24 protein-coding genes are annotated in these 26,107 nt (G+C 70.3%); 13 read left to right on the forward strand and 11 right to left on the reverse strand.

The features are described from left to right. Positions 1-6: 6 nt before the first annotated feature. From AC1DF3_RS16445 to AC1DF3_RS16455, 3 genes are read right to left on the reverse strand one after another with little or no spacing between them, the layout of a single operon-like run. Positions 7-309, reverse strand: a complete 303-nt coding sequence (locus AC1DF3_RS16445; RefSeq protein WP_478140223.1) for a polyhydroxyalkanoic acid system family protein — start codon at positions 307-309, stop codon at positions 7-9. After that, entirely contained in the window at positions 302-1,444 is a 1,143-nt protein-coding gene (locus AC1DF3_RS16450; protein ID WP_478140224.1) for an aminopeptidase, read from the reverse strand. The genes AC1DF3_RS16445 and AC1DF3_RS16450 overlap by 8 nt, the downstream gene beginning before the upstream one ends. A gap of 10 nt (positions 1,445-1,454) precedes the next feature. After that, positions 1,455-3,521, reverse strand: a complete 2,067-nt coding sequence (locus tag AC1DF3_RS16455; protein WP_478140225.1) for a molybdopterin-containing oxidoreductase family protein — start codon at positions 3,519-3,521, stop codon at positions 1,455-1,457. 73 nt (positions 3,522-3,594) lie between these two features. On the opposite strand from AC1DF3_RS16455, the gene AC1DF3_RS16460 reads away from it, so the two are divergent. Then, positions 3,595-4,719: an ABC transporter substrate-binding protein gene (locus AC1DF3_RS16460; RefSeq protein WP_286534189.1), complete on the forward strand. Its 1,125-nt coding sequence runs from the start codon at positions 3,595-3,597 to the stop codon at positions 4,717-4,719. Here AC1DF3_RS16460 and AC1DF3_RS16465 read toward each other — a convergent pair. From AC1DF3_RS16465 to AC1DF3_RS16475, 3 genes are read right to left on the reverse strand one after another with little or no spacing between them, the layout of a single operon-like run. Then, positions 4,716-5,810 (reverse strand): M14 family metallopeptidase, encoded by a 1,095-nt coding sequence (locus AC1DF3_RS16465; RefSeq protein ID WP_478140226.1) that lies wholly within the window; start codon positions 5,808-5,810, stop codon positions 4,716-4,718. The two genes, AC1DF3_RS16460 and AC1DF3_RS16465, sit on opposite strands and share 4 nt — an antisense overlap. Continuing rightward, on the reverse strand, positions 5,807-7,021 hold the full coding sequence (locus AC1DF3_RS16470) for a M20 aminoacylase family protein (RefSeq protein ID WP_301805856.1): 1,215 nt from the start codon (positions 7,019-7,021) through the stop codon (positions 5,807-5,809). The genes AC1DF3_RS16465 and AC1DF3_RS16470 overlap by 4 nt, the downstream gene beginning before the upstream one ends. A gap of 55 nt (positions 7,022-7,076) precedes the next feature. Beyond that, entirely contained in the window at positions 7,077-8,276 is a 1,200-nt protein-coding gene (locus AC1DF3_RS16475) for a glycerophosphodiester phosphodiesterase (RefSeq protein ID WP_478140227.1), read from the reverse strand. A gap of 101 nt (positions 8,277-8,377) precedes the next feature. Between AC1DF3_RS16475 and argE the strand changes: the two genes are divergently transcribed. Both argE and AC1DF3_RS16485 read left to right on the forward strand, forming a co-directional pair. Then, entirely contained in the window at positions 8,378-9,586 is a 1,209-nt protein-coding gene (argE, locus tag AC1DF3_RS16480; protein WP_301805861.1) for an acetylornithine deacetylase, read from the forward strand. 13 nt (positions 9,587-9,599) lie between these two features. Continuing rightward, positions 9,600-10,823, forward strand: a complete 1,224-nt coding sequence (locus AC1DF3_RS16485) for a DUF445 domain-containing protein (protein WP_478140228.1) — start codon at positions 9,600-9,602, stop codon at positions 10,821-10,823. Positions 10,824-11,088: 265 nt separating this feature from the next. On the opposite strand, the gene AC1DF3_RS16490 is transcribed toward AC1DF3_RS16485, so the two are convergent. Then, positions 11,089-11,862: a type III pantothenate kinase gene (locus tag AC1DF3_RS16490; protein WP_286522095.1), complete on the reverse strand. Its 774-nt coding sequence runs from the start codon at positions 11,860-11,862 to the stop codon at positions 11,089-11,091. Positions 11,863-11,985: 123 nt separating this feature from the next. Here AC1DF3_RS16490 and lysM point away from each other — a divergent pair, with 123 nt between their 5' ends. Next, entirely contained in the window at positions 11,986-12,447 is a 462-nt protein-coding gene (gene lysM / locus AC1DF3_RS16495) for a peptidoglycan-binding protein LysM (protein ID WP_286534200.1), read from the forward strand. Positions 12,448-12,483: 36 nt separating this feature from the next. Here the strand turns inward: lysM and AC1DF3_RS16500 are convergent, their stop codons facing one another. Continuing rightward, on the reverse strand, positions 12,484-12,936 hold the full coding sequence (locus AC1DF3_RS16500) for a rhodanese-like domain-containing protein (protein ID WP_286534201.1): 453 nt from the start codon (positions 12,934-12,936) through the stop codon (positions 12,484-12,486). Positions 12,937-13,014: 78 nt separating this feature from the next. Here AC1DF3_RS16500 and AC1DF3_RS16505 point away from each other — a divergent pair, with 78 nt between their 5' ends. The 5 genes from AC1DF3_RS16505 (at position 13,015) to AC1DF3_RS16525 (ending at position 19,761) form a co-directional block, all read left to right on the forward strand. Then, on the forward strand, positions 13,015-13,440 hold the full coding sequence (locus AC1DF3_RS16505) for a CopG family transcriptional regulator (RefSeq protein WP_286534204.1): 426 nt from the start codon (positions 13,015-13,017) through the stop codon (positions 13,438-13,440). A gap of 35 nt (positions 13,441-13,475) precedes the next feature. Continuing rightward, on the forward strand, positions 13,476-14,627 hold the full coding sequence (locus tag AC1DF3_RS16510) for an extracellular catalytic domain type 1 short-chain-length polyhydroxyalkanoate depolymerase (protein WP_478140229.1): 1,152 nt from the start codon (positions 13,476-13,478) through the stop codon (positions 14,625-14,627). A 147-nt stretch (positions 14,628-14,774) separates the two neighbouring features. Next, positions 14,775-16,820, forward strand: a complete 2,046-nt coding sequence (locus AC1DF3_RS16515) for a DUF6600 domain-containing protein (protein WP_478140230.1) — start codon at positions 14,775-14,777, stop codon at positions 16,818-16,820. A gap of 53 nt (positions 16,821-16,873) precedes the next feature. Continuing rightward, a complete protein-coding gene (gene gorA, locus AC1DF3_RS16520) occupies positions 16,874-18,229 on the forward strand; it encodes a glutathione-disulfide reductase (protein ID WP_478140231.1) in 1,356 nt (451 codons plus the stop codon). A 14-nt stretch (positions 18,230-18,243) separates the two neighbouring features. Then, positions 18,244-19,761 (forward strand): AMP nucleosidase, encoded by a 1,518-nt coding sequence (locus AC1DF3_RS16525; RefSeq protein WP_286522088.1) that lies wholly within the window; start codon positions 18,244-18,246, stop codon positions 19,759-19,761. Between the two features lie 18 nt (positions 19,762-19,779). Here AC1DF3_RS16525 and AC1DF3_RS16530 read toward each other — a convergent pair whose 3' ends face one another. Then, a complete protein-coding gene (locus AC1DF3_RS16530) occupies positions 19,780-20,475 on the reverse strand; it encodes an ArsR/SmtB family transcription factor (protein WP_478140232.1) in 696 nt (231 codons plus the stop codon). 51 nt (positions 20,476-20,526) lie between these two features. On the opposite strand from AC1DF3_RS16530, the gene AC1DF3_RS16535 reads away from it, so the two are divergent. Then, a complete protein-coding gene (locus AC1DF3_RS16535; RefSeq protein ID WP_478140233.1) occupies positions 20,527-21,678 on the forward strand; it encodes a cytochrome P450 in 1,152 nt (383 codons plus the stop codon). A 3-nt stretch (positions 21,679-21,681) separates the two neighbouring features. Here the strand turns inward: AC1DF3_RS16535 and AC1DF3_RS16540 are convergent, their stop codons facing one another. Both AC1DF3_RS16540 and AC1DF3_RS16545 read right to left on the reverse strand, forming a co-directional pair. After that, positions 21,682-22,641, reverse strand: coding sequence for a flavin-nucleotide-binding protein (locus AC1DF3_RS16540; RefSeq protein WP_478140234.1), 960 nt, complete (start codon positions 22,639-22,641; stop codon positions 21,682-21,684). Next, positions 22,638-23,282: a glutathione S-transferase family protein gene (locus AC1DF3_RS16545; protein ID WP_478140235.1), complete on the reverse strand. Its 645-nt coding sequence runs from the start codon at positions 23,280-23,282 to the stop codon at positions 22,638-22,640. Before AC1DF3_RS16545 ends, AC1DF3_RS16540 begins: the two co-directional genes overlap by 4 nt. Positions 23,283-23,390: 108 nt before the next feature. On the opposite strand from AC1DF3_RS16545, the gene AC1DF3_RS16550 reads away from it, so the two are divergent. The 3 genes from AC1DF3_RS16550 to AC1DF3_RS16560 are packed head-to-tail and all read left to right on the forward strand — an operon-like array spanning position 23,391 to position 26,076. Continuing rightward, positions 23,391-24,281, forward strand: a complete 891-nt coding sequence (locus tag AC1DF3_RS16550) for a LysR family transcriptional regulator (RefSeq protein WP_478140236.1) — start codon at positions 23,391-23,393, stop codon at positions 24,279-24,281. A 16-nt stretch (positions 24,282-24,297) separates the two neighbouring features. Further along, on the forward strand, positions 24,298-25,242 hold the full coding sequence (locus AC1DF3_RS16555) for an ATP-binding cassette domain-containing protein (protein ID WP_286534222.1): 945 nt from the start codon (positions 24,298-24,300) through the stop codon (positions 25,240-25,242). Then, the gene (locus AC1DF3_RS16560) at positions 25,243-26,076 is read left to right on the forward strand and encodes an ABC transporter permease (protein WP_478140237.1); all 834 of its coding nucleotides are present in this window, start codon (positions 25,243-25,245) and stop codon (positions 26,074-26,076) included. Positions 26,077-26,107 lie beyond the last annotated feature (31 nt).

Here is a 26,107-nt window from a genome sequence, read left to right on the forward strand (position 1 = left end):
CCCGGCTCAGGCCGGTGCCGCGCCGGCCAGCAATTCGTCGAGGCTGCTGGCGAGCCGCTGCTCGATCTGCCCGCTGAAGGCCGCGAACAGGAAACCCAGCGTGGCCTCGAGCCGGAGGCGGTCGGCGCCGACCTCGACCCGGCCATCGACCCCTTCGCGGGTGAATGCCGCCTGGTCGCCATCCGCCCCTTCGACATAGCGGCACTCCAGGCCGTACGCCTTCTCGGCTTTGCGCATCCACCGGTGCGCGACCTCCCGGGCACCGGCCAGGCCGAGTTGGTGGGCGCGTTCGATCACGATGTCAGCCACCTCGGCCTCCTTGCTGTTGTTGTTGATTTGTCGGGGCGCCCGCCGTCGCTGGCGCGGCCTCGGTCCGCAGCGCCTGACGGCGCTCGGCCTTGGGCATTTCGGCCAGCCGCTTGACCGCCGCGTAAAAGCGCGGCCAGTCTTCGCCTTCGCGCTCGAACAGGGCCTCGAAGCCCGGCACCAGCTCGTCGTAGGCGGCCTGGGCGCCGAACATCGCGTTGTTGGCCCGCGCGACCCAGCCGTCGTAGACGCCCTGCCGCGGACCGGTCCAGCCTTCGCGCAGCTTCGCGTAGCGTTGCCGGAAATCGGCCATCGCGTCGGCCTTCATGGCGTCGACCGCCGGCCAGTCCTGCGCCTTGGCCGCGGGCGAGCCGTAGACCGCCTCCAGCGCCCGCCGCGTTTCGGCCGTGAGCGCGCGAAACTGCTGGCGGCGGCCATCGAACTGCGCGTAGTCGAGCCGCGCCGCCTCGCTCGCATGCGTGCGCAGCCATCGGGCCCCGCCGATGCGTTCCACCGCGGTCGCGAAGGACTCGTTGAACATGGTGTCGTCGGGCACGTACAGCACCTGGTGTGCGAGTTCGTGGAACACCAGCCGGGCCAGTTCGCCTTCCGGATAGCCGATGAAGGTGGACAGCAACGGATCGCCGCCGGCCCAGTTCATCCAGCCCAGTGTCGAGTACGCCGGCACCGGGTAGACGGCGGTCTCCAGGCCCTGCGACTGCTGGGCGGCGGCCTCGGCATTGGCGGCGGCCTCGTCGTAGTAGCCGCGGTAGCCGACGCAGCCCGCCACCGGGAAGCACCAGGTCTTCAGGGTCAGTGCGTGCGGCGGTGCGGCGACCACGTTCCACAGCGCTGCGTTGCGGTGCAGGTCGGCATAGGACTTGTAGCTGTCGTTGTCGGGCAGACCGAGTTCGGCCACCGCGAACTGGCGGATGCGCTGCGTCAGCGCCAGCTTGGTCTTGAGCGCCTCCGACGTGGCCGGATCGTCGAGCCACTCGGGCACCGGCCGGGCGGCGCGCATCAGACCCAGGTGCCCGCTGGCCGACTGCCAGTAGTAGCCGAGGTCGGCACAGCCCGCCAGCAGCGCCGACGCGGCGAGTACCGCCAGCGCTGCCGCGCCGCGCCTGCCTGGCCTCACTCGGTCACCTTCATGACGCGGCCGGCTCCGGCACCGCGACGGCTTCGACCTCGACCAGGCAGTCGTAGAACGTGGGCCCGCGCCCGATGTCGGTCAGCCGCTGGCTGGTGAGCTGGTTGACATTGGTGCCGTCGAGCCCGAGCTTGCGCCACCAGATGCCCAGGCCATGCACCACGCCGGGCCGGGCGCGGCGCGAGATCTCGGCGCGGCAGCGGTGCTCGCCGCGCTGGTTGAAGATGCGCACCGTGGCGCCGTCGGCGATGCCGCGCGCGGCCGCGTCGGCGGCGTGGATCTCGAGCAGCGGCTCGCCCTCGATCGCGCGCAGGCTGCGCACGTTGACGAAGCTCGAGTTGAGGAAGTTGCGCGCCGGCGGCGAGATCATCGCCAGCGGGAACTCGGTCGAGCTGCCGAAGGCCTCGTGGTTGGGCAGGTGGTCGGGCAGCCCGTCCTGGCCCATTGCCGCCAGCGCTTCGCTGAAGAACTCGCAACGCCCGGAGGCGGTCGGGAAGTTGCCTTCGGCAAAGGGCGCGTCCGGCAGCTTCAGCGTCGCGAAGCCCTGCGCCTGCAATTCCCCGAAGTCGACCACCTCGGGCGCGAAGGCGCTGCGGCAGACGGCCTCGTCGCCGTCGGAGAAACACGGCTCGTCGAAGCCCATCCGGCGCGCCAGTTCGCGGAAGACCCAGGTGTTGCTACGGGCCTGGCCGCGCGGCGCGACGGCCGGCTGGTTCAGCAGCACGTCGGTGTGGCCGTAGCTGGTGTGGATGTCCCAATGCTCGAGCTGCGTGGTGGCGGGCAGCAGGTAGTCGGCATAGTCGGCGGTGTCGGTCTGGAACTGCTCCAGCACCACCGTGAAGAGATCCTCGCGCGCGAAGCCGGCCACCACCTTGCCCGAGTCGGGCGCGACCGCGACCGGGTTGCTGTTGTAGACGATCAGCGCCTCGACCGGATTCGCCGTGTCGGTCAGCGCGTCGCCGATGGTGCTCATGTTGATGGTCCGCGGCCGGCGCCCCGCCAGCAGGTCGGGCCGCTGCAGGGCCGCCCGATTCACGGGGTACTGGCCGGAGCTGCTCAGCAGCAGCCCGCCGGCCCGCTCGCGCCAGGCGCCGACCAGCGCCGGGAGGCAGGCCACGGCGCGCGCCGCATTGCCGCCGCCGCGCACCCGCTGCATGCCGTAGTTGAGCCGGATCGCGGCCGGCCGGGTGGTGCCGTAGGCGCGCGCCAGCGCCACGATCTGTGCCTCCGGCACGCCGCAGACCGCGGCGGCGCGGGCCGGCGGCCACTGGAGCGCACGCGCGCGCAGCTTGTCCCAGCCGATGGTGTGGCGCTGGATGTAGTCGTGGTCGAGCCAGTCGTTCACGATCAGCTCGTGCATGAGCGCCAGCGCCAGCGCGGCGTCGGTGCCCGGCAGCAGCGCCACGTGCTCGTCGCACTTGTCGGCGGTCTCGGTCTTGCGCGGATCGATGCACACCAGCCGCGCGCCGGCCCGTTTCGCGGCCTGCGCATGGCGCCAGAAATGCAGGTTGCTGGCGATCGAGTTGCTGCCCCAGATCAGGATCAGGCGGGCTTCGGCAAAGAATTCGACCCGCATGCCCACCTTGCCACCCAAAGTAAAACTTAAGGCTTCACCCCCAGCGGTCGAGCAGATCGTGCGGTCCAGCAGCGACGCCCCGAGCTTGTGGAAAAAACGACGATCCATCGACTCACCCTGCACAAGACCCATCGTTCCGGCGTAACTGTAGGGGAGAATCCCTTGGGGATTGTTACCTTTCAATACATTCAGGCGGGAAGCGATGTCGTCGAGCGCCGCGTCCCAGCTCACCGGCTCGAAGCGGCCGCTGCCCTTGGGCCCAGCGCGCTTCATCGGCTGGACCAGGCGCTCGGGGTGGTCGTTGCGCTCGATGTAGCGCGAGACCTTGGTGCAGAGCACGCCGGCGGTGTGCCGGTGCTCGGGATTGCCTTGCAGCTTGACGGCCACGCCGTCCTGCACGGTGGTCACGAGGGCACAGGTATCGGGGCAGTCGTGCGGGCAGGCGCCGAGCACCTGGGTCACTGAATTCGAGGGGGTGGGGGAAGTCATTGTTCGACCGGAGCGAAGACCAACCCGCAAGTCTAGTTTGAACGATGCGAACACGCGCAAAGGGGTATTCACGATGATCAGCCGCAGACAATTTTCAATCGCCACGGGCGCCGCGGCGCTGGCCGGCTTCCAGCCGGCGCGGGCGCAGAGCGAGACGCCGATCATCCTCGGCCAGTCCGCCCCCTTCACCGGGCCGGCCGCCCAGCTGGGCATCCAGTTCTACGAAGGCGCCAAGCTCTACCTCGACCAGTACAACGCGCAGCCCGGCCATCGCGACGTCCAGATCAAGTTCCTGGACGACGGCTACGAGCCCGACCGCTGCGCGGCCAACACCAGGAAGCTGATCGACGAGGAGGCCTTCGCGCTGTTCGGCTACATCGGCACGCCGACCAGCCTGGCGGCACTGCCGCTGGCGGTCAACGCGAAAGTGCCGTTCATCGCCCCCTTCACCGGCGCGATGGCGTTGCGTGAGCCCTTCCACAGGAACGTCTTCCACCTGCGCGCCTCGTACAACGACGAGACCGCGCTGATCGTCAAGCAGCTCACCCACCTGGGCCTCAAGAAGATCGCGGTCTTCTACCAGAACGACGCCTACGGCAAGGCCGGGCTCGACGGCGTGACCCTGGCGCTGGCCCAGCTCGACCTGAAGCCGACCGCGCTCGCCACGGTCGAGCGCAACTCTGTGGATGTCGCCGCCGCGGTGAGGACCATCGCCGCCGCGAAGCCGGACGCCGTGGTCCAGGTCAGCGCCTACAAGTCATGCGCCGCCTTCATCCGCGAAGCCCGCAAGGCAGGCTACGGCGGCACCTTCTTCAACGTGTCCTTCGTCGGCACGCAGGCGCTGTCGGACGAGCTCGGCAAGGACGGCGCCGGCGTGGTCGTGACGCAGGTCGTGCCTTCGCCCTACAACGCGGCGAACGCCATCACACGCGAATTCAACGAGGCCCAGCGCAAGAGCGGCGGCGCCACCAAGGCCAACTTCTCGAGCCTGGAAGGCTATATCGCTGCCAAGGTGCTGGTCGAGGGGCTGCGCCGGGCGCCCGGCAAGGTGACGCGCGACAGCCTGATCGCCGGTCTGGAGAGCATCGATCGGCAGCAGTTCGGCGGCTTCGAGGTCTCGTTCTCGCCGCGCAACCACGTGGCGTCGAAGTTCGTCGAACTGTCGATGCTCACCGGCGATGGCCGGATAAGGACTTAGCTCGCGAGCCCATCCACCGCCTGGAACATCGCCTGCCTGGCCTGGCTGATGATCTGGCCGCGCCAGCCGTCGGTGTCGGTGTAGAAGGCCTCCAGCATCTGGGCCCGGATCGAAGCGGCCAGTTCGGGCGGCGCTTCGGGGTGCTTGTGCAGCCAGTGGTCGGCCCTGAGCGCGCCCACCACCTGCATCACCGGCACCGTGCCGTATTCGAGCGCGATGCCGGTGTACTCGGCCTCGGGGCATTCCTCGTAGATCGAACTCCACATCAGGCCGGTCAGGAAGGCCGAGGTCGAGGAGCCGTCGTAGATCGATGTCACCGGCGCCGCCGGCGTGCCCCACCACGCGTTGGCGCGCGCATAGGCGGCCTTGTCGTCGCGGCAGGAAAAGATCCGCTCGCCGAGGCCGTTCGGGCCTAGCCCCGTGTGGAGGTCGATCCAGGCCAGCCGGCGGGCCGCCTGCACCTGCGTGCGCAGAACCTTGCGCAGCGTGTCGTTGCTCCAGGTCGGCGCCTTGCCGCCGAAGAACAGTCCGTCGTCGAACTGGTACTGGCCGCGGGTCACGGCCGCCTGGTAGGCGGTGGGACCGTTCTTCTCGATCCAGGCGCCGAGGGCGGCCTCGTTGGCCGCGGTCGGCGGCCATTGTTCGGGCAGCAGCAGCGCGTGGATTTCCGCATAGTCCTTGTTGACCGGCAGCGGCTTGGCGAAATCGAAGAAGTTGCGGTTCAGGTCGCAGTTCTCGTGGGTCACGCGGCGGCCGTGCGAGAACCCGTGCGGGTTGAGCGCATGGACGTACAGCACGGCCACGCCCTGCGCCCTGGCCTTCTCGCGCCACTCGGAGTCATGCAGGGCGAACACCTGCACGCCGCTGCCGCAGTGGCCCTCGACGCCATGGCAGGCGCTGGTGACGATCAGCATGCGCTCGGCCTGCGGGTCGCCATCGAGCGCGACGTCCATCGCGAGCTCCTCGCCGTCGCGTCCCTTCAGCGGGTGGACATGCGAGCGCACCGCGAGGCCGGCGCTGTCGCAGCCCTGCAGGAACTTCTGGCGGGCCTGCGCATAGCGCGCGGAGAAGGCTTCTGCGATGCCGATCATGCCGCGCTCCCTTCCGCCAGCTTCGGGCCGTTGAGGAACTGTTCGGCCAGCTGCACCCAGCAGGTGGCGCCGAGCGGGATCAGGTCGTCGTTGAAGTCGTAGCTCGCGTTGTGCAGCAGGCACGGTCCGCCGCCGTGGTGCATCGCGCGATGGCTGCCGTCGCCGTTGCCGATGAAGGCATAGGCGCCCGGCCTGGCCAGCAGCATGAAGGCGAAGTCCTCGGCGGTCATGGCCGGCTCCTGCACCAGCACGTTGTCGGCGCCGACGATGCCGGCCATCACGCGGCGGGCGAAGTTGGCCTCGGCGGCCGAGTTGATGGTCGGCGGGTAGTTGCGGTGGAAGCGGAAGTCGCACTCGGCCTCGTGGGCCGCGCAGACATGTTCGGCCACGGTCTTCATGCGCGACTCGATCAGGTCCAGCACCTCGAGCGAGAAGGTGCGCACCGTGCCCTTGATCTCGCAGCTGTCGGGGATCACGTTGCTGGCCTCGCCGCCGTGGATCATCGTGACCGAGATCACGCCGGGATCGGTCGGCTTCTTGTTGCGCGTGATGATGGTCTGGAAGGCCTGCACCATCTCGCAGGCCACCGGCACCGGGTCGATGCCGGTGTGCGGCAGCGCCGCATGGCCGCCCTTGCCCGTGATCCTGATGGTGAACTCGTTGCTCGAGGCCATGGCCGGCCCGGGGCTGACCGCGAACTGGCCGGCCTTCATGCCGGGCCAGTTGTGCATGCCGAACACCGCCTCCATCGGGAACTGCTCGAACAGGCCCTCCTTGATCATCTCGCGGGCGCCGCCGCCGCCCTCCTCGGCCGGCTGGAAGATCAGGTAGACCGTGCCGTCGAAGTTGCGGTGCTTCGCCAGGTGCTGCGCCGCCGCCAGCAGCATCGCGGTGTGGCCGTCGTGGCCGCAGGCGTGCATCTTGCCGTGGTGCTGGCTGGCGTGCTCGAAGGTGTTGAGTTCGGTCACCGGCAGCGCGTCCATGTCGGCGCGCAGGCCGACGGCGCGCTCGCTGGTGCCGTTCTTGACGATGCCGACCACCCCGGTGGTGCCGAGCCCGCGGTGGATCGGAATCCCCCACTCGGTCAGCTTGGCCGCCACCACGTCGGCGGTGCGCACTTCTTCGAAGCAGAGTTCGGGATGGGCATGCAGGTCGCGTCGGACCGCGGCGATGCCGGCCGCCTGGGTGACGAGGGAATCGATGAGTTTCATGGGCAAGAGTCTAGGCTTTGCGGGGAGCGCCCGCAAAGATCGTGCCCCCTTCGCCTCAGCGCCCCATGTCCTTCACCCAGGCGCCGCGCGCCGCCAGCGCGGTGTCGGTGAAATCGGTGAAGACGCCGTCCACGCCGAGCCGGTAGAAGACGATGTATTCGTTCGCCGGATCGCCCTTGTAGTCGCTGGCCAGCCGCCGCGACTCGTTGCGGAAGGTGAACGGGTGCACGAACAGCCCGGCCTTGTGGGCGTCCGCGACCAGCGTGGTCGGCGCTGTCGACACCGCGTCGGCGTCGTTGATCTTGCCGTCGCGGTTGACGTCGACGGGCTTGCCGTCGGCGCCGATCGTGCCCTTGGTGCTGACGATGTAGCGCTTCCACGGCCCGATGCCGTCGGCATAGGTCTTGATCTCGGCCAGGCCGGCCGGCGTCACCATGACGTCGAAGTTGCGGCGGTCGCCGGCCTTGGTCCATTCGTAGGGGCGATCGACCGGCACCGCGTAGGTCATGGCGCCGGTCTTCAGGTCGATGCCGTCGCCGTCGATCAACTGCACCGTCTTCGTCTTCAGGCCCTTGCCCTTCATGTACTTGAGGCTGCCGGGCTCGAAGGACTGCACGAAGACCGGGGCGCCACGGCTGTTCCAGCCGGCGGCCTCGAGCATCGCGATCAGCTTGTCCTCCAGCGGCAGGCCGAGGTCGCGGAAGTAGGTCGGATTCTTGGTCTCTGGGTAGATGCCGATGGTGCGGCCGGTCTCGCGCGACTTGGCCTTGGCGAGGTCGATCACCTGCTGGAAGGTCGGCACCTTGTACTGGCCGTTGAACTGCTGCGGCCGCTCGGCATCGGTCGAGATGGCGCCCAGCCGCTGGATCTCGGCCAGGGTGAAATCGTTGCTGAACCAGCCGGTCTGGGTCTCGCCGTCGACCTGGATCGTCTTCTTGCGGGCCGCGAATTCGGGCCGGCTGGCGACGTCGGTGCTGATCGCCAGGTTGGGATCGTGGCGGGTGATCAGCACCCCGTCGCGGGTCGAGACCAGGTCCATCTCGATGTAGTCGGCGCCCAGGTCGATGGCGCGGGCGTAGGCCTCCAGGGTCTCCTCCGGCAGGTAGCCCGAGGCGCCCCGGTGCGCGACGACCAGGGGCGGCTGGCCGTCCAGCGTGGGCAGGCGGGCGGTGGCACCGCCCCCCGGCGCGCTGCAGCCTGCGAGGCAGAGTGCCGCAGCCAGGGCGGCGGCGATCGGGGTCTTGCTTGGCGTCATGTCGGGTCTCCGGGAAGGATTTAACGCTCCAGCCTACCGCACGGCCATGACACTTCGGCGGCCGCGGCACCACGGCGCCAACTTCCCGGACAATGGCCCGCATGTCACACGTGCTTTCCCCCCGCAGCCTCGAACTCGCGCAGACGCTGGTGCGCATGAACACCGTCAGCGCCAACAGCAATCTCGAGCTGATCGATTTCGCGCGCGACCACCTGGCTGGCCTCGGCGTGCGCAGCCGGCTCACCTACAACGCCGACAAGACCAAGGCCAACCTGTTCGCCACGCTGGGCGCCGGCAAGAAGGCCGGCGTGATCGTCTCCGGCCACACCGACACCGTGCCCTGGGACGGCCAGGACTGGAGCGTCGACCCGCTGTCGGCTATCGTGCAGGACTGGCCGGCCGACGACGCCGATGCCGAATCGGCACGGGTCGAGCCGCGCCTCTATGGCCGCGGCGCCGCCGACATGAAGAGCTTCATCGCGATCGCCCTGGCCAATGCCGAGCGCTTCATCGAGAGCGACTCGCCGTTCGCGGTCCACTTCGCCTTCAGCTACGACGAGGAAGTCGGCTGCTTCGGCGTCCGGGAGCTGATCGCCGACATGAAGGACCAGGGCATCAAGCCGCTGGCCTGCATCATCGGCGAGCCCACGCTGATGATCCCGGCGATCGCGCACAAGGGCGTCTACCGCTACAAGTGCTGCGTGCGCGGCAAGGAGGCGCATTCGTCGCTGACGCCGCAGTCGGTCAATGCGATCGAGATGGCGGCGCGGGTGGTCGGCAAGCTGCGCGACATGGCCGAGGGCTTCGAGCGCGACGAGCGGCGCTACGAGGGCTTCGACGTCCCCTTCAGCACCGCCAGCGTGGGCCAGTTCCACGGCGGCATCGCCGACAACGTGGTGCCGCGCGACGCCGAGTTCCGCTACGAGTTCCGCAACCTGCCGACCGCCGACGCGGCGCGGATGCAGAAGGAAGTCGCCGACTACGCCAGCCGCACCGAAGTCGCGATGAAGAAGGTCGCGCCCGATGCCGGCTTCAGCTTCGAGACCATCTGCGAGATCCCGAGCTTCCTGAGCTCCGCCGACGAGCCCGTGACCCGGCTCGCGCAGCGCCTCGCGAAGGAGTCGCGGACCACGCTGGTGGCCTTCGGCACCGAGGCCGGCCTGTTCAAGAACGCCGGCATCCCGACCGTGGTCTGCGGCCCGGGCAGCATCACCCAGGCGCACCAGCCCGACGAGTACGTCACGCTGGAGCAGCTGGCGCGCTGCGAGCAGTTCCTGCAGGGGCTGGCGGCGGCCAAGGAGATCCGCTGACCCGGCCCACGGCATGAAACGCATCGCGCTGGCCCTGCTGGGCGCTGCCGCGCTGCTCTATGCGTTGGCGACGGCCCTGGAGGCCCGCCATCCGGCCTGGGGCTACGTGGCGGCCTTCGCCGAGGCGGCGATGGTCGGCGCCATCGCCGACTGGTTCGCGGTGGTGGCGCTGTTCCGCCATCCGCTCGGCCTGCCGATCCCGCACACCGCGATCATCCCGGCCAACAAGGACCGCATCGGGGCCCGGCTCGCCGGCTTCATCTGCAACAACTTCCTGAGCACGCCGCAGGTGCTGGCCAAGCTGGCGCAGCTCGATCCGGCCGCCCGCCTGGCGGACTGGCTCTCGCGGCCCGAGAGCGCCGACAAGCTCGGCGGCCACCTGGTGGCGGCGGTGCGCTACGGCCTGACGGCCTTCGACGACACGAGGGTGCGCGACTTCCTCGGCCGGATGGCGGCGGCCGGGCTGGCGCAGGTCGACCTGGCCCGGCTGGCCGGCCAGGCGCTCGATGCGCTGACCGCGGGCGGGCGCCATCATGCGCTGCTCGACGACGTGCTGCGCCAGGTCACGGCCGTGGTCGAGGGCGAGGAGATGCAGGAGCGCATCACCGAGGCGATCGCGCGCGAGATCAAGACCCTGCGCTATGTCGGCCTGGACCAGATGGCGGCCCGGCTGGCGACGCGCAAGATCGTGGCCGCGGCAGTCCACACCCTGGGCGAGATGGCGGCCGAGCCGGCGCATCCGCTGCGGCTGCGCTTCGACGCCTACATGACCGGCTTCGTCGAGCGGCTCAAGACCGACCCCGAATTCCAGCGCCGCGGCGAGGCGCTCCGGGCCGATCTGCAGGCCCATCCGGCACTCGGCGACTACCTGCACGGGCTGTGGAGCGAACTGCTCGCCTGGCTGCACGACGACCTCGCGAAGAGCGACTCCAGCATCCGGCAGCGGCTGGTCGCGATGACCGGCACGCTCGGCGCACGGCTCTCGGCTGACGAGGCGATGCGGCGCTGGATCAACGAGCAGATCGTGGACGCCGCGCCGCGGGCGATCGAGCGCTACCGCGAGGACATCCGGCGCTACATCGTGGAGCGCGTGGCCGAGTGGAACGCCGACGAGATGACCGTTGAGCTCGAGCGCAACATCGGCCGCGACCTGCAGTTCATCCGGGTCAACGGCACGCTGGTCGGCGGGCTGGTGGGGCTGTTGATCCACACCGCCACGCAGCTCTGGAAGGGCTGAGCGGTTCAGGCCGGCGCCGGGCCGCCCCAAGGCGGCCTGCGGCCCCCTCGGGGGGCAGCGACCACACGCAGTGAGGGAGCGTGGGGGGCACCCAGGCCGGCGCCGGGCCGCCCCAAGGCGGCCTGCGGCCCCCTCGGGGGGCAGCGACCACACGMAGYGAGGGAGCGTGGGGGCCACCCAGGCCGGCGCCGGGCCGCCCCAAGGCGGCCTGCGGCCCCCTCGGGGGGCAGCGACCACACGCAGTGAGGGAGCGTGGGGGCCACATTCAGCCGGCCAGCATCCGCTCCTGCGCGATGACCAGGAGGCCATCCATGATCAGGCTGTCGACCAGCTCGAAATCGCCGTTCATGCTCGGCGCCATCTTCCAGCCCGCGCCGCCGGTCATGTAGCAGGCCGGCTCGGCACCGCAATGGGCCCGCACGTGCTGCACCATGCGCTCCACCGCGCCCGCGATCGCGTAGGTGCCGCCGCTGGTCAGGGCGTCGCTGGTGTTGGTCGGGAATTCGCGCACCTCGCCGGTCGGCACATGCAGCCCGGCAGTGCCGGACTCGAGCGCGCGCAGCATGATGCCGTGGCCGGGCAGGATCAGGCCGCCCAGAAACTTGCCGTGCACGTCCACCGCCTCGACCGTCACCGCGGTGCCGATCATCACGACCACCATCGGCCGCGGTGCGCCCTGCGTCATCATCCGGTGGCGCGCGCCGATCATGGCGACCCAGCGGTCGGCACCCAGCCGGGTCGGGTGGTCGTAGCCATTGACGATGCCGGCCTCGGCCTGGCTCGACACCACCCAGCGCGGCGAGCACTCGAAACGCTCCACCAGCTGCTCCTCGGCCCGGCGCCGCACCGCATCGCCGGCGACCACGCAGCCGAGCATCGAATCGGGCGGCGGCAGGTCGGCCCACGGGCCCTCGGCCAGCCGCTCGATGTGGTCGAGGAACTCGGCGCCATGCGCGATCGGCACGGCGCCGGGCCGCGCCGCATCGTAGAGGGACCACTTGAGGCGGGTGTTGCCGATGTCGATCGCGAGGAATGCCATGCGCGGCATTATTGCGAGTTGTGCTTACGGCCGCTTGCACATTGCGACCGCGGCCTACGCGAAAGCGCCATCTTCCGCCGTTAAAGTGGTCCGTCCGATCCACCAAGGCAGAAGGAGAAAATCATGGGTTTGCTGAGTTTCATCAAGGAGGCTGGGGAGAAGCTGTTCGGCGGGTCGTCCGCGCACGCAGCCGAGCCGGACAAGGATGCGGCCGCCGCGGCCGCCATCAAGACCTACATCGAGACCCAGAACCTGGGCCTGACCGATCTCGCGGTCACCTATGTCGCGACCAGCGGGGTCGTGACGCTGTCGGGCAATGCGCCTTCGCAGGAAGCCAGCGAGAAGGCCTCGCTCGCCGCCGGCAACGTGGCCAACGTCACGCAGGTCGACAACAACCTGGTCGCGCCCGCTGCCGACCCGGCGCAGTACCACGACGTGGTTCGCGGTGACACGCTGTCGGCGATTTCCAAGAAGTACTACGGCGATGCCAACAAGTACAACGCGATCTTCGAGGCCAACAAGCCGATGCTGAGCCACCCGGACAAGATCTATCCGGGCCAGAAACTGCGGATCCCGAAGCTCTGAGTTCGCAAGGGCCGCGCCGGCCCGACCGGTGCGGCCTCAGCTTTGTTTCCAGGGCAGGCCGCGAAAGCGCCAGCCGCCCTGGCGGCCGCGGTGGCCCTCCTCGTCGGGATTGCCTTCGAAGCCTTCGAGGATGTTGTAGGCCTCGATGCCGAGTTCGGTGGCGCGCCTGGCGGCCGCCACCGAGCGTACGCCGCTGCGGCACAGCATCACCGCCTTGAGGCCCGCCGGCACGGCCGCCCTCAGGCCGTCGTCAAAGCCGGGATTGAGCGCCATGCCCGGCCACTGCTTCCACGCCAGTCCCACCCCGCCCGGCACGTAGCCGACCCATTCGCGTTCGGCGTCGCTCCGCACGTCGACCAGCACGGCGTCGCCGCGGGCAACCCATTGCGCAGCCAGTTCAGGGGTCACGTCGCCCGCGTAGCCGGCGGCCGGGCGAATGTCGTCGCGGCCGGTGGCGACGGTGGGGGAAGAGCGGTCGGAATCAGTCATAACCGGATTCTTCACCAAATCGAGAACATGGATTTACCATCCCAACACCATCCACACGGATGGTGGTAGGATGGCGCCATGCAAATCCAGACCCCTCTTCCGGCCACCCGGCCCAAATTGCCCGAGGCCGAGAAGATCACCATCAACCTCGGCTACGTCGACCTCGGCCAGGTCGACCTGCTGGTGGCCGAGGGCTTCTATTCGAATCGCACCGATTTCATCCGCACCGCGATCCGCAACCAGCTGACCGCCCACGGCGAGGCGCTGAAGCAGGTGGTGGCCCGCAAGATGCTGGTGCTCGGGCTGCAGCAGTTCAGCGCCGCCGACCTCGAGGCCGTGCGCCGCGCCGGCGAGAAGCTCGAGATCCGCGTGCTCGGACTGGCCACGATCTCGGCCGACGTCACGCCCGAGCTGGCGCTCGAGACCATCGGGTCCGTCACGGTGCTCGGCGCCCTGCATGCGAGCGCCGCGGTCAAGGCCGCACTGGCCGATCGTCTGCGTTGATGCCCTCTCCTGTTTTTTACTCTCCAAGGCTCCCCATGAATCCCCTGTTCGAACGACTGATGCGCAAGGCCACCCGACTGACCCAGGTCGGCCAGCTGCAGGAGGCGACCCGGGCGATCCAGCGCGCCCTGGGCGGCGCCGCCGATGAAGGCACCCGCGCCACCGACCGGACCACCGCCACCCCGGCGGCGAACGACGAAGCCCGGGTCATCGATGTCGAGGCTCGCTTCGTCGAGCCTGCAACCGCGCCGGCAACTGCGCCCACTCCCGAAACACCGCCAGCGCCGCCGCCACCGGCGCGCGAAGCCGGCGTCGAGCAGTGGAGCGACGGCCTGTTCGCCCACCAGCACCGGCCCATCGCCTACAAGCTCTTCGTGCCCGGCACGCAGGCCGTGGGCCCTCGCCCGCTGGTCGTGATGCTGCACGGCTGCACCCAGAATCCCGACGACTTCGCTGCCGGCACCCGGATGAACCAGCTGGCGCGCGAGAACGGATTCCTGGTCCTCTACCCGGCGCAGACGCAGCATGCCAACTCCTCGAAGTGCTGGAACTGGTTCAAGTCGCAGCACCAGCAGCGCGGGCGCGGCGAGCCGGCCCTGCTGGCGGCGCTGACCCAGTCGGTGATCGATGCCCACGACGTGGACCCCGATCGCGTCTACGTCGCCGGCCTGTCGGCCGGCGGTGCGATGGCCGACATCCTGGGGCGCAGCTATCCCGACCTCTTCGCGGCGGTCGGCGTGCACTCGGGGCTGCCCAGCGGTGCGGCCAGCGACCTGATGTCGGCCTTGGCCGCGATGAAGAGCGGCCCCTCGGCGGCCGCATCGAACGCGACGGGCGGCCCGGGCGTGCCCACCATCGTCTTCCACGGCGATGCCGACGGCACCGTCCACGCCCGCAACGGCGAGGCGGTGGTCCAGGCCGCGCTGGCGGCCCAGGACGGCGCCGCCACCCAAGTGCAGGCGTCGGACGGACGATCGGCGCAGGGCCGCGCCTACACCCGCCGCGTGCATGTGGACGCGCACGGCCTGGCGGCGGTCGAGCAGTGGCTGCTGCACGGCGCCGGCCACGCCTGGTCCGGGGGCAGCGCGCGCGGCTCGTACACCGACCCTTCCGGTCCGGATGCGAGCGCGGAAATGCTGCGCTTCTTCCTGAGCCACCGGAAGGTGGCAGTCGCCGCCACGCACTGAGAAGGCGCGGTCGACCTGCAGCCGGCCGCAAGCTCGGCTTACACGCGGTTGCCTTCAAGGGCGAAATATTTCGTTGCTTTGCAAAGCGGATGCCGTCGCGCATCCGCTGTAGTGCGTTGAGTGCAAAGAGACGAAAGAAAGCCCTCGATGATGCACCGTACCCCCCTCCTTTCCGGCCGCGCGGCCAGCTGGCTGCTCGGCCTGGCACTGCTGCTGGCCGGGCTGCCGGCCTTCGCCCAGCCAGACCCGCCCGGGCGGGTCGGCCGCCTCAACGACCAGCAGGGCACCGTGAGCTTCTCGCCGGCGGGCGCCGACGACTGGTTCGAGCTGGGCCCGAATCGCCCGATCACCACCGGCGACCGCCTCTGGATCGACCGCAATGCGCGCGCCGAGCTGTCGCTGGGCGCCACGGCGCTGCGCCTCGACGAGCAGACCGCCATCACGCTGTCCGAGCTCGACGACGTCACCGCCCGCATCACCGCCGCCCAGGGCCGGCTGCAGCTGCGGGTGCGCGAGGACCTGGCGGGCCAGCGCATCGAGGTCGACACCGCGAACCTCGCCATGGTGATCGACAGTCCGGGCGACTATCGCATCGAGACCGACCCCGCGGCCGGCACCACCCGGGTCGCCGTGGCCGCCGGCCAGGTGACGCTGTTCGGCGAAGGGGGCGAGTCGGTCGCCCTCGGCGCCCAGCAGCAGCTCACCACCGCGGGGCGCAACCTCGAGGCCGTGAGCGGCGCACCGGTGCGCGCCGGCACCGGCTTCGATCGCTGGGTGGCCGAGCGGGACCGCATCGAGGACCAGTCGATCTCGGCGCGCTACGTCTCGCGCGACGTGGTCGGTTACCAGCAGCTCGACGCCTATGGCGACTGGCAGAACGACCCGGGCTACGGCAGCGTCTGGTATCCGCGCAACGTCGATGCCGACTGGGCGCCCTACCGCGACGGCCAATGGGTCGAGGTGGCGCCCTGGGGCTGGACCTGGATCGATGCTGCGCCCTGGGGCTTCGCGCCCGCCCACTACGGACGCTGGGCGCGCATCGGTCCGCGCTGGGGCTGGGTGCCCGGGCCGCGGCAGGCGCGCCCGATCTACGCGCCGGCGCTGGTCGGCTTCGTCGGCGGTGCCGCCGGCGCCAACCTCGCGATCGGCAACGGCCGGCACGGCGTCGGCTGGTTCCCGCTGGCGCCCGGCGAGCCCTGGCGACCAGGCTACCGCGCCAGCCAGCGCTATGTCGACGAGGCCAACCGGGCCGCCTTCCAGCGGCAGCTGGCGGCGCGCAATGGCGGCTTCGCCAACCAGCAGCTGCCCGGCGCCGTCACGGTGGTCCCCACCGACGCCTTCGGTCGCGGTCCGATCGGCCGGCGCGACATGGTCCGGCTGCCGCCCGCACAGCTGACGGGGGTGCCGGTCGGCATGGGCGCGCCGGTGCCGACGGGCGACCGGGGCCATGGCGGTTTCGGCCGCCCGGCCACGCCGCCGCCGCCGCAGGCCGCGCTGCAACTGCGGCAGTTCCAGCAATTGCAGCAGGCACAACAGATGCAGCAGACGCCGCAGTTCCAGCAGGCTCCGCAGCTTCAGCAGCAACAACAGCAGCGCGCGGCGCAGGCACAGGTGCAGGCGCAGCAGATGCAGCAGGCACAGCAACTGCAACAGCAGCAGGCGCAGCAGGCGCAACGACAGCAGATCGAAGCCCAGCAGCGTGCCGCCCAGGCGCAGGCGCAGGCCCAGGCACAGGCCCAACAGCAACAACAACTGCAGGCACAGCGCCTGCAGCAGGCCCAGCAGTTGCAACAGCAGCAGGCCCTGCAGATGCAGCAGGCGCAACAGGCGCAACGGCAGCAGATCGAAGCCCAGCAGCGAGCAGTCCAGGCACAGGCACAGGCACAGGCTCAACAGCAGGCCATGCACCTGCAGCAGGAAGCGCAGCAACGCGCGGCCCAGGCGCAGGCCCAGCAGCTGCAGGCGATGCAGCAGATGCAGGCCCAGCGCGCGCAGCAGCAGCAGCAGATGCAGGCGCAACAGCAGATGCTGCAAGCCCAGCAGGCGCAACAGGCCAACGCGATGCGCCAGGCGCAGGAAGTGCAGCAGCGCGCCCAGCAGATGCAGCAGCAGCCCCGGGGACCTGGCGAGCCGCGCGGCCCGCAGCGCAGCGGCGTTCCGGGCCAGCAACAGCCACAGCCGGACCGCCCGTAGCCCGCGCAGCAGGAACGCCCCGCGCCGGCTACAGTCGGCGCGAAGGAGTTCCCATGCGCACATTCGACTTCGACCTGTTCGTCATCGGCGGCGGCAGCGGCGGCGTGCGCGCCGCCCGCATGGCCGCCCAGCGCGGTGCTCGCGTGGCGCTGGCCGAATGCGCGGAACTGGGCGGCACCTGCGTCAACGTCGGCTGCATTCCCAAGAAGCTCTACAGCTACGCCGCCGGCTACGCCGAGGCCTTCGAGGAGGCGACCGGCTTCGGCTGGGACCTGGGCGAACCGCGCTTCGACTGGAACCGCCTGAAAAGCAACCGGGCGCGCGAGATCCAGCGCCTCAACGAGGTCTACCGCAGCCTGCTCGAAGGCGCCGGCGCGACCCTGGTCCAGGGCTGGGCGCAACTGGCGGATGCCCATACGGTCCAGGTCGGCGAGCGCCGCTTCACGGCCCAGCACGTGCTGATCGCGACCGGCGGCATGCCCTTCGTGCCCGACCTTCCCGGCCGCGAGCACGTGGTCGTCTCCGATGCGATGTTCGACCTCGACCCCTTCCCGAAGCGGCTGCTGGTGGTTGGCGGCGGCTACATCGCCTGCGAGTTCGCGTCGATCTTCAACGGCCTCGGCGCCGAGGTGGTGCAGTTGCAGCGCAGTGCGCATCTGCTGAACGATTTCGACGAGGACATCCGCGAATTCCTGGCCAAGGAAATGCGCCGCGCCGGCGTCGACATCCGCTTCAACGCCGAGATCGCCTCGATCCGCCGCCTGGACAGCGGCCTCTGCGCGATCTTGTCGCGCGGCCAGCGGGTCGAGGCCGACGACATCCTGTTCGCGACCGGCCGGGTTCCGAACACCCAGGGCATGGGCCTCGAGGCGGCCGGCATCGCGCTCGACGCCCAGGGCCGGGTCGAGGTCGACGCGCGCTACCGCAGCTCGGTGCCATCGGTCTACGCCGTGGGCGACGTCTCGACCCGGCAGCAGCTCACGCCGGTGGCACTGGCCGAGGCGATGGCCGTGGTCGACACGCTGTTCGGCACCGGCAAGCGCCGGCTCGACTACTACTACACGCCGACCGCCGTCTTCACCCATCCGAACATCGGCACCTGCGGCTACACGGAGGCCGCCGCGCGCGCCAGGTTCGGCGCGGTGACGCTGTACTCGAGCGAATTCCGCGCGCTGCGCCATACGCTCTCCGGCAGCGCCGAGCGCACCTTCATGAAGCTGATCGTCGACAAGGCCAGCGACCGCGTGGTCGGCCTGCACATGGTCGGCCCCGACGCCGGCGAGATCGTGCAGGGCTTCGCGGTGGCCATGCGCGCGGGCGCCACCAAGGCGATGTTCGACAGCACCATCGGCATCCATCCGACGGTGGCCGAGGAGTTCGTGACGATGCGCGAACCGATGCCGGGCTGAGCCACAATGGCTTCATGCCCTACATGCCCGCCTTCATCGCGCCCGCCCGCTTCACCGATCCCGATGCCGCCCTGGCGCAAGTCCGACTGATCTACAACGGCGGCCTGCAGCACCTGCGCGATGCGATGCTGCGCTTCGTGGCCGGCGAGAGCCTGCCGGGCCGGGTGCGGGCCTGCTACCCCTTCGTGCGGGTGCACACCCATACGGTCTCGCGCCGCACGCCGGCCGCCAATGCCGGGCTGAGCTACGGCTTCGTCTCCGGGCCCGGCCGCTTCGAGACCACGCTGACCCGGCCCGACCTGTTCTCGCGCTACTACCGCGACCAGTTCCGCCTGCTGCTCGAGAACCACCAGGTCGAACTCGAGATCGGCACCAGCACGCAGCCGATCCCGATCCATTTCTCCTTCGCCGAGAACGACCACATCGAGGGCACCATGAGCGCCGAGCGGCGGGCGCTGATGCGCGACGTGTTCGACCTCCCCGACCTCGGCGCGATGGACGACGGCATCGCCAACGGCACCTACGAGGCCAAGGCCGGCGAGGCGCAGCCGCTGTCGCTCTTCACGGCGGCGCGGGTCGACTACTCGCTGCACCGGCTGCGCCACTACAGCGGCACGGCGCCCGAGTGGTTCCAGAACTTCGTGCTGTTCACCAACTACCAGTTCTACATCGACGAGTTCGTGCGCCTCGGCCACGAGGCGATGACCGACGAGAACAGCGAATACATCGCCTTCATCGAGCCGGGCAACGTCATCACGCGGCGCCGCGGACTGGCGGCGGGTTCGAGCTCGATGTATGGCGAGCTGCTCGACGGCTCGCAGGGCACGCCGCCGCCGCGCCTGCCGCAGATGCCCGGCTACCACCTGGTGCGCGAGGACTGCACCGGCATCAGCATGGTGAACATTGGCGTCGGGCCGGCCAACGCCAAGACCATCACCGACCACGTGGCGGTGCTGCGGCCGCACGCCTGGGTCATGCTCGGCCACTGCGCCGGGCTGCGCCAGGGGCAGCAGCTCGGCGACTACGTGCTCGCGCATGCCTATGTGCGCGAGGACCACGTGCTCGACGAGGAGCTGCCGCTGTGGGTGCCGATCCCGGCGCTGTCCGAGATCCAGCTGGCGCTCGAGAAGGCGGTTGCCGAGGTCACCGGCACCCAGGGCACCGAACTCAAGAAGATCATGCGCACCGGCACCGTAGCCAGCACCGACAACCGCAACTGGGAGCTGCTGCCGGGCAACCAGCCGCAGCGGCGCTTCAGCCAGAGCCGGGCGGTCGCGCTCGACATGGAAAGCGCCACCATCGCGGCCAACGGCTTCCGCTTCCGGGTGCCCTACGGCACGCTGCTGTGCGTCAGCGACAAGCCGCTGCACGGCGAGATCAAGCTGCCGGGCATGGCGAACCAGTTCTACCGCGAACGGGTCGAGCAGCACCTGCGCATCGGCATGGCGGCGATCGACATCCTGCGCCAGGAAGGCTCGAGCCGGCTGCACAGCCGCAAGCTGCGCAGCTTCGCGGAAGTGGCTTTCCAGTAGGCCGACGGGGCCGGACGCTCAGGCCAGCCCGAACAGTTCCGGCATCTCGCGCGCGGCCTTGGGCGTCAGGGCCAGCGCCCGGCCGTCGAGGTCCTGCCGCACCCAGCCGCGGCGCAGCGACAGCTGCAGGCAGGCCGCCCCCAGCGCACCGCCCAGGTGGGGCCGGCGCTCGCTCCAGTCGAGGCAGGCACAGGCGAAGCGGCGTCGGGCGGCGCGGGCCTGCGCCACGTCCAGGCCCAGGCTCTCGAGCGCCATCGCACCCGCCGGCGTGAGCACGTAGTCGCCGCCCTCCGAGGTCGCCCGCAGCCAGTCCTGGGCATGCAGGCTGTCGTGCAGCGCCACCCCTGCGCTGCCGGCCATGTGGTCATAGCAGGTGCGCGCGGCGCGCAGCCGGCTGGGTGTGGTCGGGCGAAACTCGCCGCGCGGCGCGCCGGCCACCACCAGCAGGCCCTCCAGCGCGGCGGCCACCTCGGGACCCGCGAGCCGGAAATAGCGGTGCTTGCCCTGCGCCACCGCATGGACCAGCCGCTGCTCCTTGAGGCGCGCCAGGTGCGCGCTGGCCGTGGACGGCGCGACCTCGGCGACGGTGGCGAGTTCGGTCGCGGTGCGGGCATGGCCGTCCATGAGGCAGCACAGCATGCGCGAGCGCGCGGGCTCGGCGATCGCGCTCGCCAGGCGCGAGAGATGGGAATCGGCGGTGGAGGCGGCATCCATATTTCGATCGTAGACGAAGCGTGTCGGCATGAAAAGTCCAGACTGCGGGGCATGAACTCCATGGCCCCGCCCCCCGACGCGATCGCCGCCGTGACCCACGGCAACCCCTACCCCTGGTATGCCGGCCTGCGCAGCGGGCCGGCGCTGGTCTTCGACCCGAGGCTGAAGCTCTGGATCGCCAGCCGCGCCGAGGTGCTGCATGAGATCTTCGCCAACGATGCGCTGCGCGTGCGGCCGGTGGCCGAGGCGGTGCCACGCGGCATCGCGGGCACGCCGGCCGGCGAGCTGTTCGGCCTGCTGGTCCGCATGAACGACGGCGCGCTGCACACGGCCCACAAGCCGCTGCTGCAGCGCGCGCTGGCGGGCGTCGACCTCGAAGCGGCGCATGCCGCCACGCTGCGCGTCGCCGCAGCGATGCCCGCCATGACGCTGGCCGACCGGGCCTTCGCGCTGCCGGTCAGCGCGGTCGCGCACCTGCTCGGCTTCGCCGACGGCGAACTGCCGCAGGTCGCGCGATGGACGCGCGACTTCGTCGCCTGTCTCTCGCCCCTGTCGACCGACGGCCAGCTGGCATCGGCGAGCGCCGCCGCGGCCCGGCTCATGGACCGCTTCGAAGGGCTGGTCGCTGCCCGGCCGGCCCGCCACGGCAGCCTGCTCGCCACCATACAGGCCGACGCGCCGGCGCCACTGTCGCGGGCGCTGCGCGCCAACCTGGTGGGCCTGCTGTCGCAGACCTGCGAGGCCACGGCCGGACTGCTGGGCAACGGCCTCGCCGCGCTGGCGCGGGAACCTGGCCTGCGCCGGAAGATCGGCGACCGCCTGACGCTGATGCCCTTGTTGGTGGCGGAGGTCGCGCGGCACGACCCCGCGGTCCACAACACGCGGCGCTTCGTCGCCGCGCCGACCACGGTCGCCGGCCAGGCGCTGGCGCCGGGCGACGCGGTGCTGCTGGTGCTGGCGGCCGCCAACCGCGACCCGGCGCTCAATCCCGCCCCCGCGACTTTCGAACTGATGCGGACCGACCGGCGCTGCCTGGGTTTCGGCCACGGCCGCCATGCCTGCCCGGGGCAGGCGTTGGCCGGCACCCTCGCGGCCGCCGGCCTCCAGGCGCTGCTGGCCGAGGGGCTCGACACCGATGCGCTGCTGCGGCGCGGCTGGCACTATCGGCCGTCGGTCAACGCGCGGATCCCCGTCTTTCACTGAGGCTCAAGCAGCTTCCGGCCACCGCCCGGTGGGCGCGAGAAAGGGCGACGGCGCGGCGCGGCCCCAGCGCAGCGGCAGTGCCGCCGGCCGGTGCAGCACCGACACCACCTGCATCCGCAGCAGGCGCTCGGCGCCCGCGAAGGCGGCCAGTTCCGGCCCGTCCCAGAGCACCTCCGCCCTGACCGCGAGTTGCAGCAGGTCGCCGCGTTCGAAGTCGATGAACAACAGTCCGGCGCGCGGATTCACCGCGATGTTGCCGAGCGTGTTGAAGAACGCGTTGCCGACGAAGTCGGGCGCTGTCAGCGTGCCTTCCCCGCTCACCTGCACGAAGCCCGGTCGGCCGCCCCGGTGCGAGACGTCCACTCCCTGCGCCGCGCCGCCCCGTCCGGCCGACGGATGTGCCGTCGCGATGAAGAAGGTGTCGGCCTGGCCGATCAGCCGCCGCGCCGCGGCATCGAGGCGGTCGGTCCAATGGGGCGCCGCGGCCGCCGGCGCGCGCTCGACGAACACCGGCTCGCGCGCCTGGATGTACTTGGGGCAGTTGCCGAAGCTCTGCTGCACGTCGACCGAGAAGCCGGCGCCATCGACGCTCGCCACCACGCCGTTCATGCGGTTGCGCCGGCGCGTGTGCGGCTCGATGCCGAGCAGGCCGATCGGCGCGTCGGGCGCCAGGGCCTGCGCCAGCGGATCGCCTTCCGCGGGCAAGGCGTCGATTCGCAGCAACCGCGGGTCGGGCGAATGCGCGAAGCCCGGCGGCGCCGCCAGCACGCTGGCCCACGGCTGCGAAGCGGCATCCAGGCTGCCGACGACCAGGAACGGCAGCTGGGCGAAGAAGTCCCGGTGCTGATCGGGCATGTAGTCGCGCAGCACGCGGGCGCCGAAGGCCTCCATCCGCTCGCGCACGCCAGCGAGCGTCTGCATCGCGCGTTCGCCCTCGTGCCAGGGGGTGAGGGTGGCATTCATGACGCCAGCCCGATGCGCGAGGCCGCCATCGGCACGAAGCCCGGCAGCGCCTCGATCCGCGCCAGCCAGGCGCGCACCTGCGGATAGGCCTCGAGCGAGACATTGCCTTCCGGCGCATGGGCCACGTAGGTGTAGTTGGCGATGTCGGCCAGGGTGGCGGACTCTCCGGCAAGGAACGGACGCCGCGACAGTTCGCGCTCCATCACGCGCAGCAAGTCGTGCGAGCGCGCGATCACCTCGGCCGGGTCCCGCGCCAGGCCGAACAGCACGATCACCCGGGCCACCGCCGGGCCGGCCGCGAGCTGGCCGGCGGCCACCGACAGCCAGCGCTGAACCTGCGCCGCGGCGAGCGGATCGCGCGGATACCAGCGCGCCGGGTCGGCCGCATAGCGCTCGTTGAGGTAGACCATGATCGCGTTCGAGTCGCACACGGTGACCTCGCCGTCCTCGATCACCGGCACCTGGCCGAAGGCGTTGCGTTCCAGGAAGTCGGGGCGCTTGTGCGCGCCCGCCCCCAGATCGACGTCGACGGTCTCGAAAGGCAGGCCGAGCAGCGAGAGGAACAGCCGGACCCGGTGCGAGTGGCCGGAAATCGGCGAACTGTGGACCTTGATGGGTGCGGCGGGACGGGGTGCGGTCATGGGCTTCTCCTGGATCGGTGGGGGATGCCGCCATTCTTGTTTGTTCCCCCGCTCGAAGTAATGGCGTCGCCTGCATTTGACTGCTGCGTTTTCCGGTTTAATCGACCCATGGACCGCCTCAAAGCCATGCAGACCTTCGTGCAGATCGCCGACCAAGGCAGCCTGACCCGGGCCGCGGATGCGCTGGGGAGCTCGCTGCCGGCGGTGGTGCGCGCGCTGGCCGCCCTCGAAACGCACCTGGGCGTGCGCCTGATCCACCGCACCACGCGCCGCATCTCGCTGACCGAGGAGGGCCGCAGCTACCTGCACAGTGCGCGCGAGGTGCTGGCCGCCGCCGACGCCGCCGACCGCGCGCTCACGCTCGACGCGGCCGAGCCCGCCGGCCATCTCACGGTCACGGCGCCGGTGCTGTTCGGCCACATGTACGTGGCGCCGGCCATCGTGCGCTTCCTGCAGCGCCATGCGCGCATGCGCTGCAGCGTGCTGCTGCACGATCGCCCGGTGAACCTGCTCGAGGAGGGCGTCGATGTCGGCATCCGCATCAGCGCACTGGAAGACTCCTCGCTGGTCGCCCAGCAGCTCGGCAGCATCCGCCGCGTGGTGGTCGCGAGCCCGGACTGGCTGCGCGCCAACGGCCGCCCCGCGCATCCGCGCGATCTGGCGCGCGCCAACTGCGTGTGCGTGGTGCCGAACTCGTCCGGGCAATGGATGTTCCGCGAGAACGGCCGGCCGCTGCCGGTGGCGGTCAAGGGCAACATCGAGTTCAACCACATCGCACCGGCGATCGAGACCTGCGCCGCGGGCCTGGGCTGCGGCTTGTTCCTGTCCTACCAGGTGCTGCCCCTGGTGGCCCAGGGCCGGCTCGAGATCCTGCTCGAGGGCTTCGAGGCGCCGCCGCGGCCGGTGAGCGTGATCTACCCGCACGCCCGGCTGCTGCCCGCGCGCACGCGTGCCTTCATCGACTGGATGAAGGCCGAGTTCGACGGCCTCGCGCTCTGACCCGGCCCGGCGGCGCATGCGACACAATGCCGCCGTGCCGCATCCCCTCTTCCAAGCCCGCCACCTTCGCAAGCGCTACGGCACCGCCACCGTGGTGGACGACCTCTCGTTCGAGATCGCACCGGGCGAATGCCTCGGCGTGATCGGGCCCAACGGCGCCGGCAAGACCACCACCATCCGCATGTGCCTCGGCCTGACGGCGCCCGACGAAGGCAGCATCGAGGCGCTCGGCGGCCTGTCGATGCCGCGCGATGCGCGCGCCATCAAGGCGCAGCTGGGCGTGGTGAGCCAGTTCGACACGCTCGACCCCGACTTCAGCTGCGCCGAGAACCTGATGGTCTATGCGCGCTACTTCGGCATGCGCCGGCGCGAGATCGCGCCGCGCATCCCGCAACTGCTCGAGTTCGCCGCGCTCTCGCACAAGGCCGACGCCAAGCCGGGCGAGCTCTCGGGCGGCATGCGCAGGCGGCTGTCGCTGGCGCGCGCGCTGGTCAACGATCCGAAGCTGCTGATGCTCGACGAGCCCACCACCGGGCTCGACCCGCAGGCGCGGCACCTGATGTGGGAGCGGCTGCAGGTGCTGCTGCAGCAGGGCAAGTCGATCCTGCTGACGACCCACTTCATGGACGAGGCCGAGCGCCTGTGCTCGCGGCTGCTGGTGCTCGACCATGGCCGCAAGATCGCCGAAGGGCGCCCGCGCGACCTGATCGCCGAGCACCTAGAACCCGACGTGGTCGAGTTGTACGGGGACGGCGCGCTCGAACTCGCGCAGTCGCCGCTGAAGGACTTCGCGGCCCGGGTCGAGGTCAGCGGCGAGACCGTGTTCTTCTACACCCAGGATGCGCGCGGGCTGATGGCGGCCCTGGGCGACCGCAGCGGCCTGCGCACCTTCCACCGGCCGGCCAATCTCGAGGACCTGTTCCTCAAGCTGACAGGCCGCCAGATCCGCGAGGACGGCTAGATGAGCTCTAACGCAATGATCACTTCCTCGGTGGCCACGGCGCCTTCGGTCTGGCGCCCGCCCGAACTCTCGATGCGCTGGTGGCCGGTGTTCCTTCGCAACCTGCTGGTGTGGCGCAAGCTGGCGATCCCGAGCCTGATCGGCAACATCGCCGAGCCGCTGATCTGGCTGGTGGCCTTCGGCTACGGCATGGGCGCACTGGTCGGCGAGGTGCAGGTCGGCGGCACCGCCGTGCCGTACATCCTGTTCCTGGCCAGCGGCTCGGTCTGCATGAGCGCGATGAACGCGGCCTCGTTCGAGGCGCTCTACTCGGCCTTCTCGCGCATGCACGTGCAAAAGACCTGGGACGGCATCATGAACGCGCCGGTCGGGCTCGACGACGTGGTGCTGGCCGAGATGCTGTGGGCCGGCTTCAAGGCGATCTTCACCACCACCGCGATCATGCTCGTGATGCTGGCGCTGGGCATCAGCCACAGCCCGAAGCTGGTGGTCGCCTGGTTCGTGCTGGTCGGGGTCGGCATCACCTTCTCGTGCATCGCGCTGATCTTCAATGCGCTGGCCAAGGGCTACGACTTCTTCACCTACTACTTCACCTTGTTCATGACCCCGATGATGTTCCTGTCGGGCGTCTTCTTTCCGCTCGAGCAGCTGCCGGGCGTGGTGCGCGCGGTCGCCGCCTGGCTGCCGCTGTCCAATGCGGTGGCGCTGGTGCGGCCGCTCTTCATGGACCAGTGGCCGGCCGACTGGTGGCTGCATGCGCTGGTGCTGGTGGCCTACACGATGGCGGCCTACTGGGTCGCCCTGGGATTGACCCGAAAGCGCTTCAGGGCCTGACTCGGCTTGTCTCATGCGTGACTGCAAACCG

It is taken from the genome of Variovorax sp. 10N432 (assembly GCF_056394465.1).

What these genes read in the sequence shown, in the direction of transcription:
- AC1DF3_RS16455 (WP_478140225.1), bottom strand. Translation starts at nt 3,521, where the DNA reads ATGACTTCCCCCACCCCCTCGAATTCAGTGACCCAGGTGCTCGGCGCC.
- AC1DF3_RS16460 (WP_286534189.1), top strand. Translation starts at nt 3,595, where the DNA reads ATGATCAGCCGCAGACAATTTTCAATCGCCACGGGCGCCGCGGCGCTG.
- AC1DF3_RS16465 (WP_478140226.1), bottom strand. Translation starts at nt 5,810, where the DNA reads ATGATCGGCATCGCAGAAGCCTTCTCCGCGCGCTATGCGCAGGCCCGC.
- AC1DF3_RS16470 (WP_301805856.1), bottom strand. Translation starts at nt 7,021, where the DNA reads ATGAAACTCATCGATTCCCTCGTCACCCAGGCGGCCGGCATCGCCGCG.
- AC1DF3_RS16475 (WP_478140227.1), bottom strand. Translation starts at nt 8,276, where the DNA reads ATGACGCCAAGCAAGACCCCGATCGCCGCCGCCCTGGCTGCGGCACTC.
- argE (WP_301805861.1), top strand. Translation starts at nt 8,378, where the DNA reads ATGTCACACGTGCTTTCCCCCCGCAGCCTCGAACTCGCGCAGACGCTG.
- AC1DF3_RS16485 (WP_478140228.1), top strand. Translation starts at nt 9,600, where the DNA reads ATGAAACGCATCGCGCTGGCCCTGCTGGGCGCTGCCGCGCTGCTCTAT.
- AC1DF3_RS16490 (WP_286522095.1), bottom strand. Translation starts at nt 11,862, where the DNA reads ATGGCATTCCTCGCGATCGACATCGGCAACACCCGCCTCAAGTGGTCC.
- lysM (WP_286534200.1), top strand. Translation starts at nt 11,986, where the DNA reads ATGGGTTTGCTGAGTTTCATCAAGGAGGCTGGGGAGAAGCTGTTCGGC.
- AC1DF3_RS16500 (WP_286534201.1), bottom strand. Translation starts at nt 12,936, where the DNA reads ATGACTGATTCCGACCGCTCTTCCCCCACCGTCGCCACCGGCCGCGAC.
- AC1DF3_RS16505 (WP_286534204.1), top strand. Translation starts at nt 13,015, where the DNA reads ATGCAAATCCAGACCCCTCTTCCGGCCACCCGGCCCAAATTGCCCGAG.
- AC1DF3_RS16510 (WP_478140229.1), top strand. Translation starts at nt 13,476, where the DNA reads ATGAATCCCCTGTTCGAACGACTGATGCGCAAGGCCACCCGACTGACC.
- AC1DF3_RS16515 (WP_478140230.1), top strand. Translation starts at nt 14,775, where the DNA reads ATGATGCACCGTACCCCCCTCCTTTCCGGCCGCGCGGCCAGCTGGCTG.
- gorA (WP_478140231.1), top strand. Translation starts at nt 16,874, where the DNA reads ATGCGCACATTCGACTTCGACCTGTTCGTCATCGGCGGCGGCAGCGGC.
- AC1DF3_RS16525 (WP_286522088.1), top strand. Translation starts at nt 18,244, where the DNA reads ATGCCCTACATGCCCGCCTTCATCGCGCCCGCCCGCTTCACCGATCCC.
- AC1DF3_RS16530 (WP_478140232.1), bottom strand. Translation starts at nt 20,475, where the DNA reads ATGGATGCCGCCTCCACCGCCGATTCCCATCTCTCGCGCCTGGCGAGC.
- AC1DF3_RS16535 (WP_478140233.1), top strand. Translation starts at nt 20,527, where the DNA reads ATGAACTCCATGGCCCCGCCCCCCGACGCGATCGCCGCCGTGACCCAC.
- AC1DF3_RS16540 (WP_478140234.1), bottom strand. Translation starts at nt 22,641, where the DNA reads ATGAATGCCACCCTCACCCCCTGGCACGAGGGCGAACGCGCGATGCAG.
- AC1DF3_RS16545 (WP_478140235.1), bottom strand. Translation starts at nt 23,282, where the DNA reads ATGACCGCACCCCGTCCCGCCGCACCCATCAAGGTCCACAGTTCGCCG.
- AC1DF3_RS16550 (WP_478140236.1), top strand. Translation starts at nt 23,391, where the DNA reads ATGGACCGCCTCAAAGCCATGCAGACCTTCGTGCAGATCGCCGACCAA.
- AC1DF3_RS16555 (WP_286534222.1), top strand. Translation starts at nt 24,298, where the DNA reads ATGCGACACAATGCCGCCGTGCCGCATCCCCTCTTCCAAGCCCGCCAC.
- AC1DF3_RS16560 (WP_478140237.1), top strand. Translation starts at nt 25,243, where the DNA reads ATGAGCTCTAACGCAATGATCACTTCCTCGGTGGCCACGGCGCCTTCG.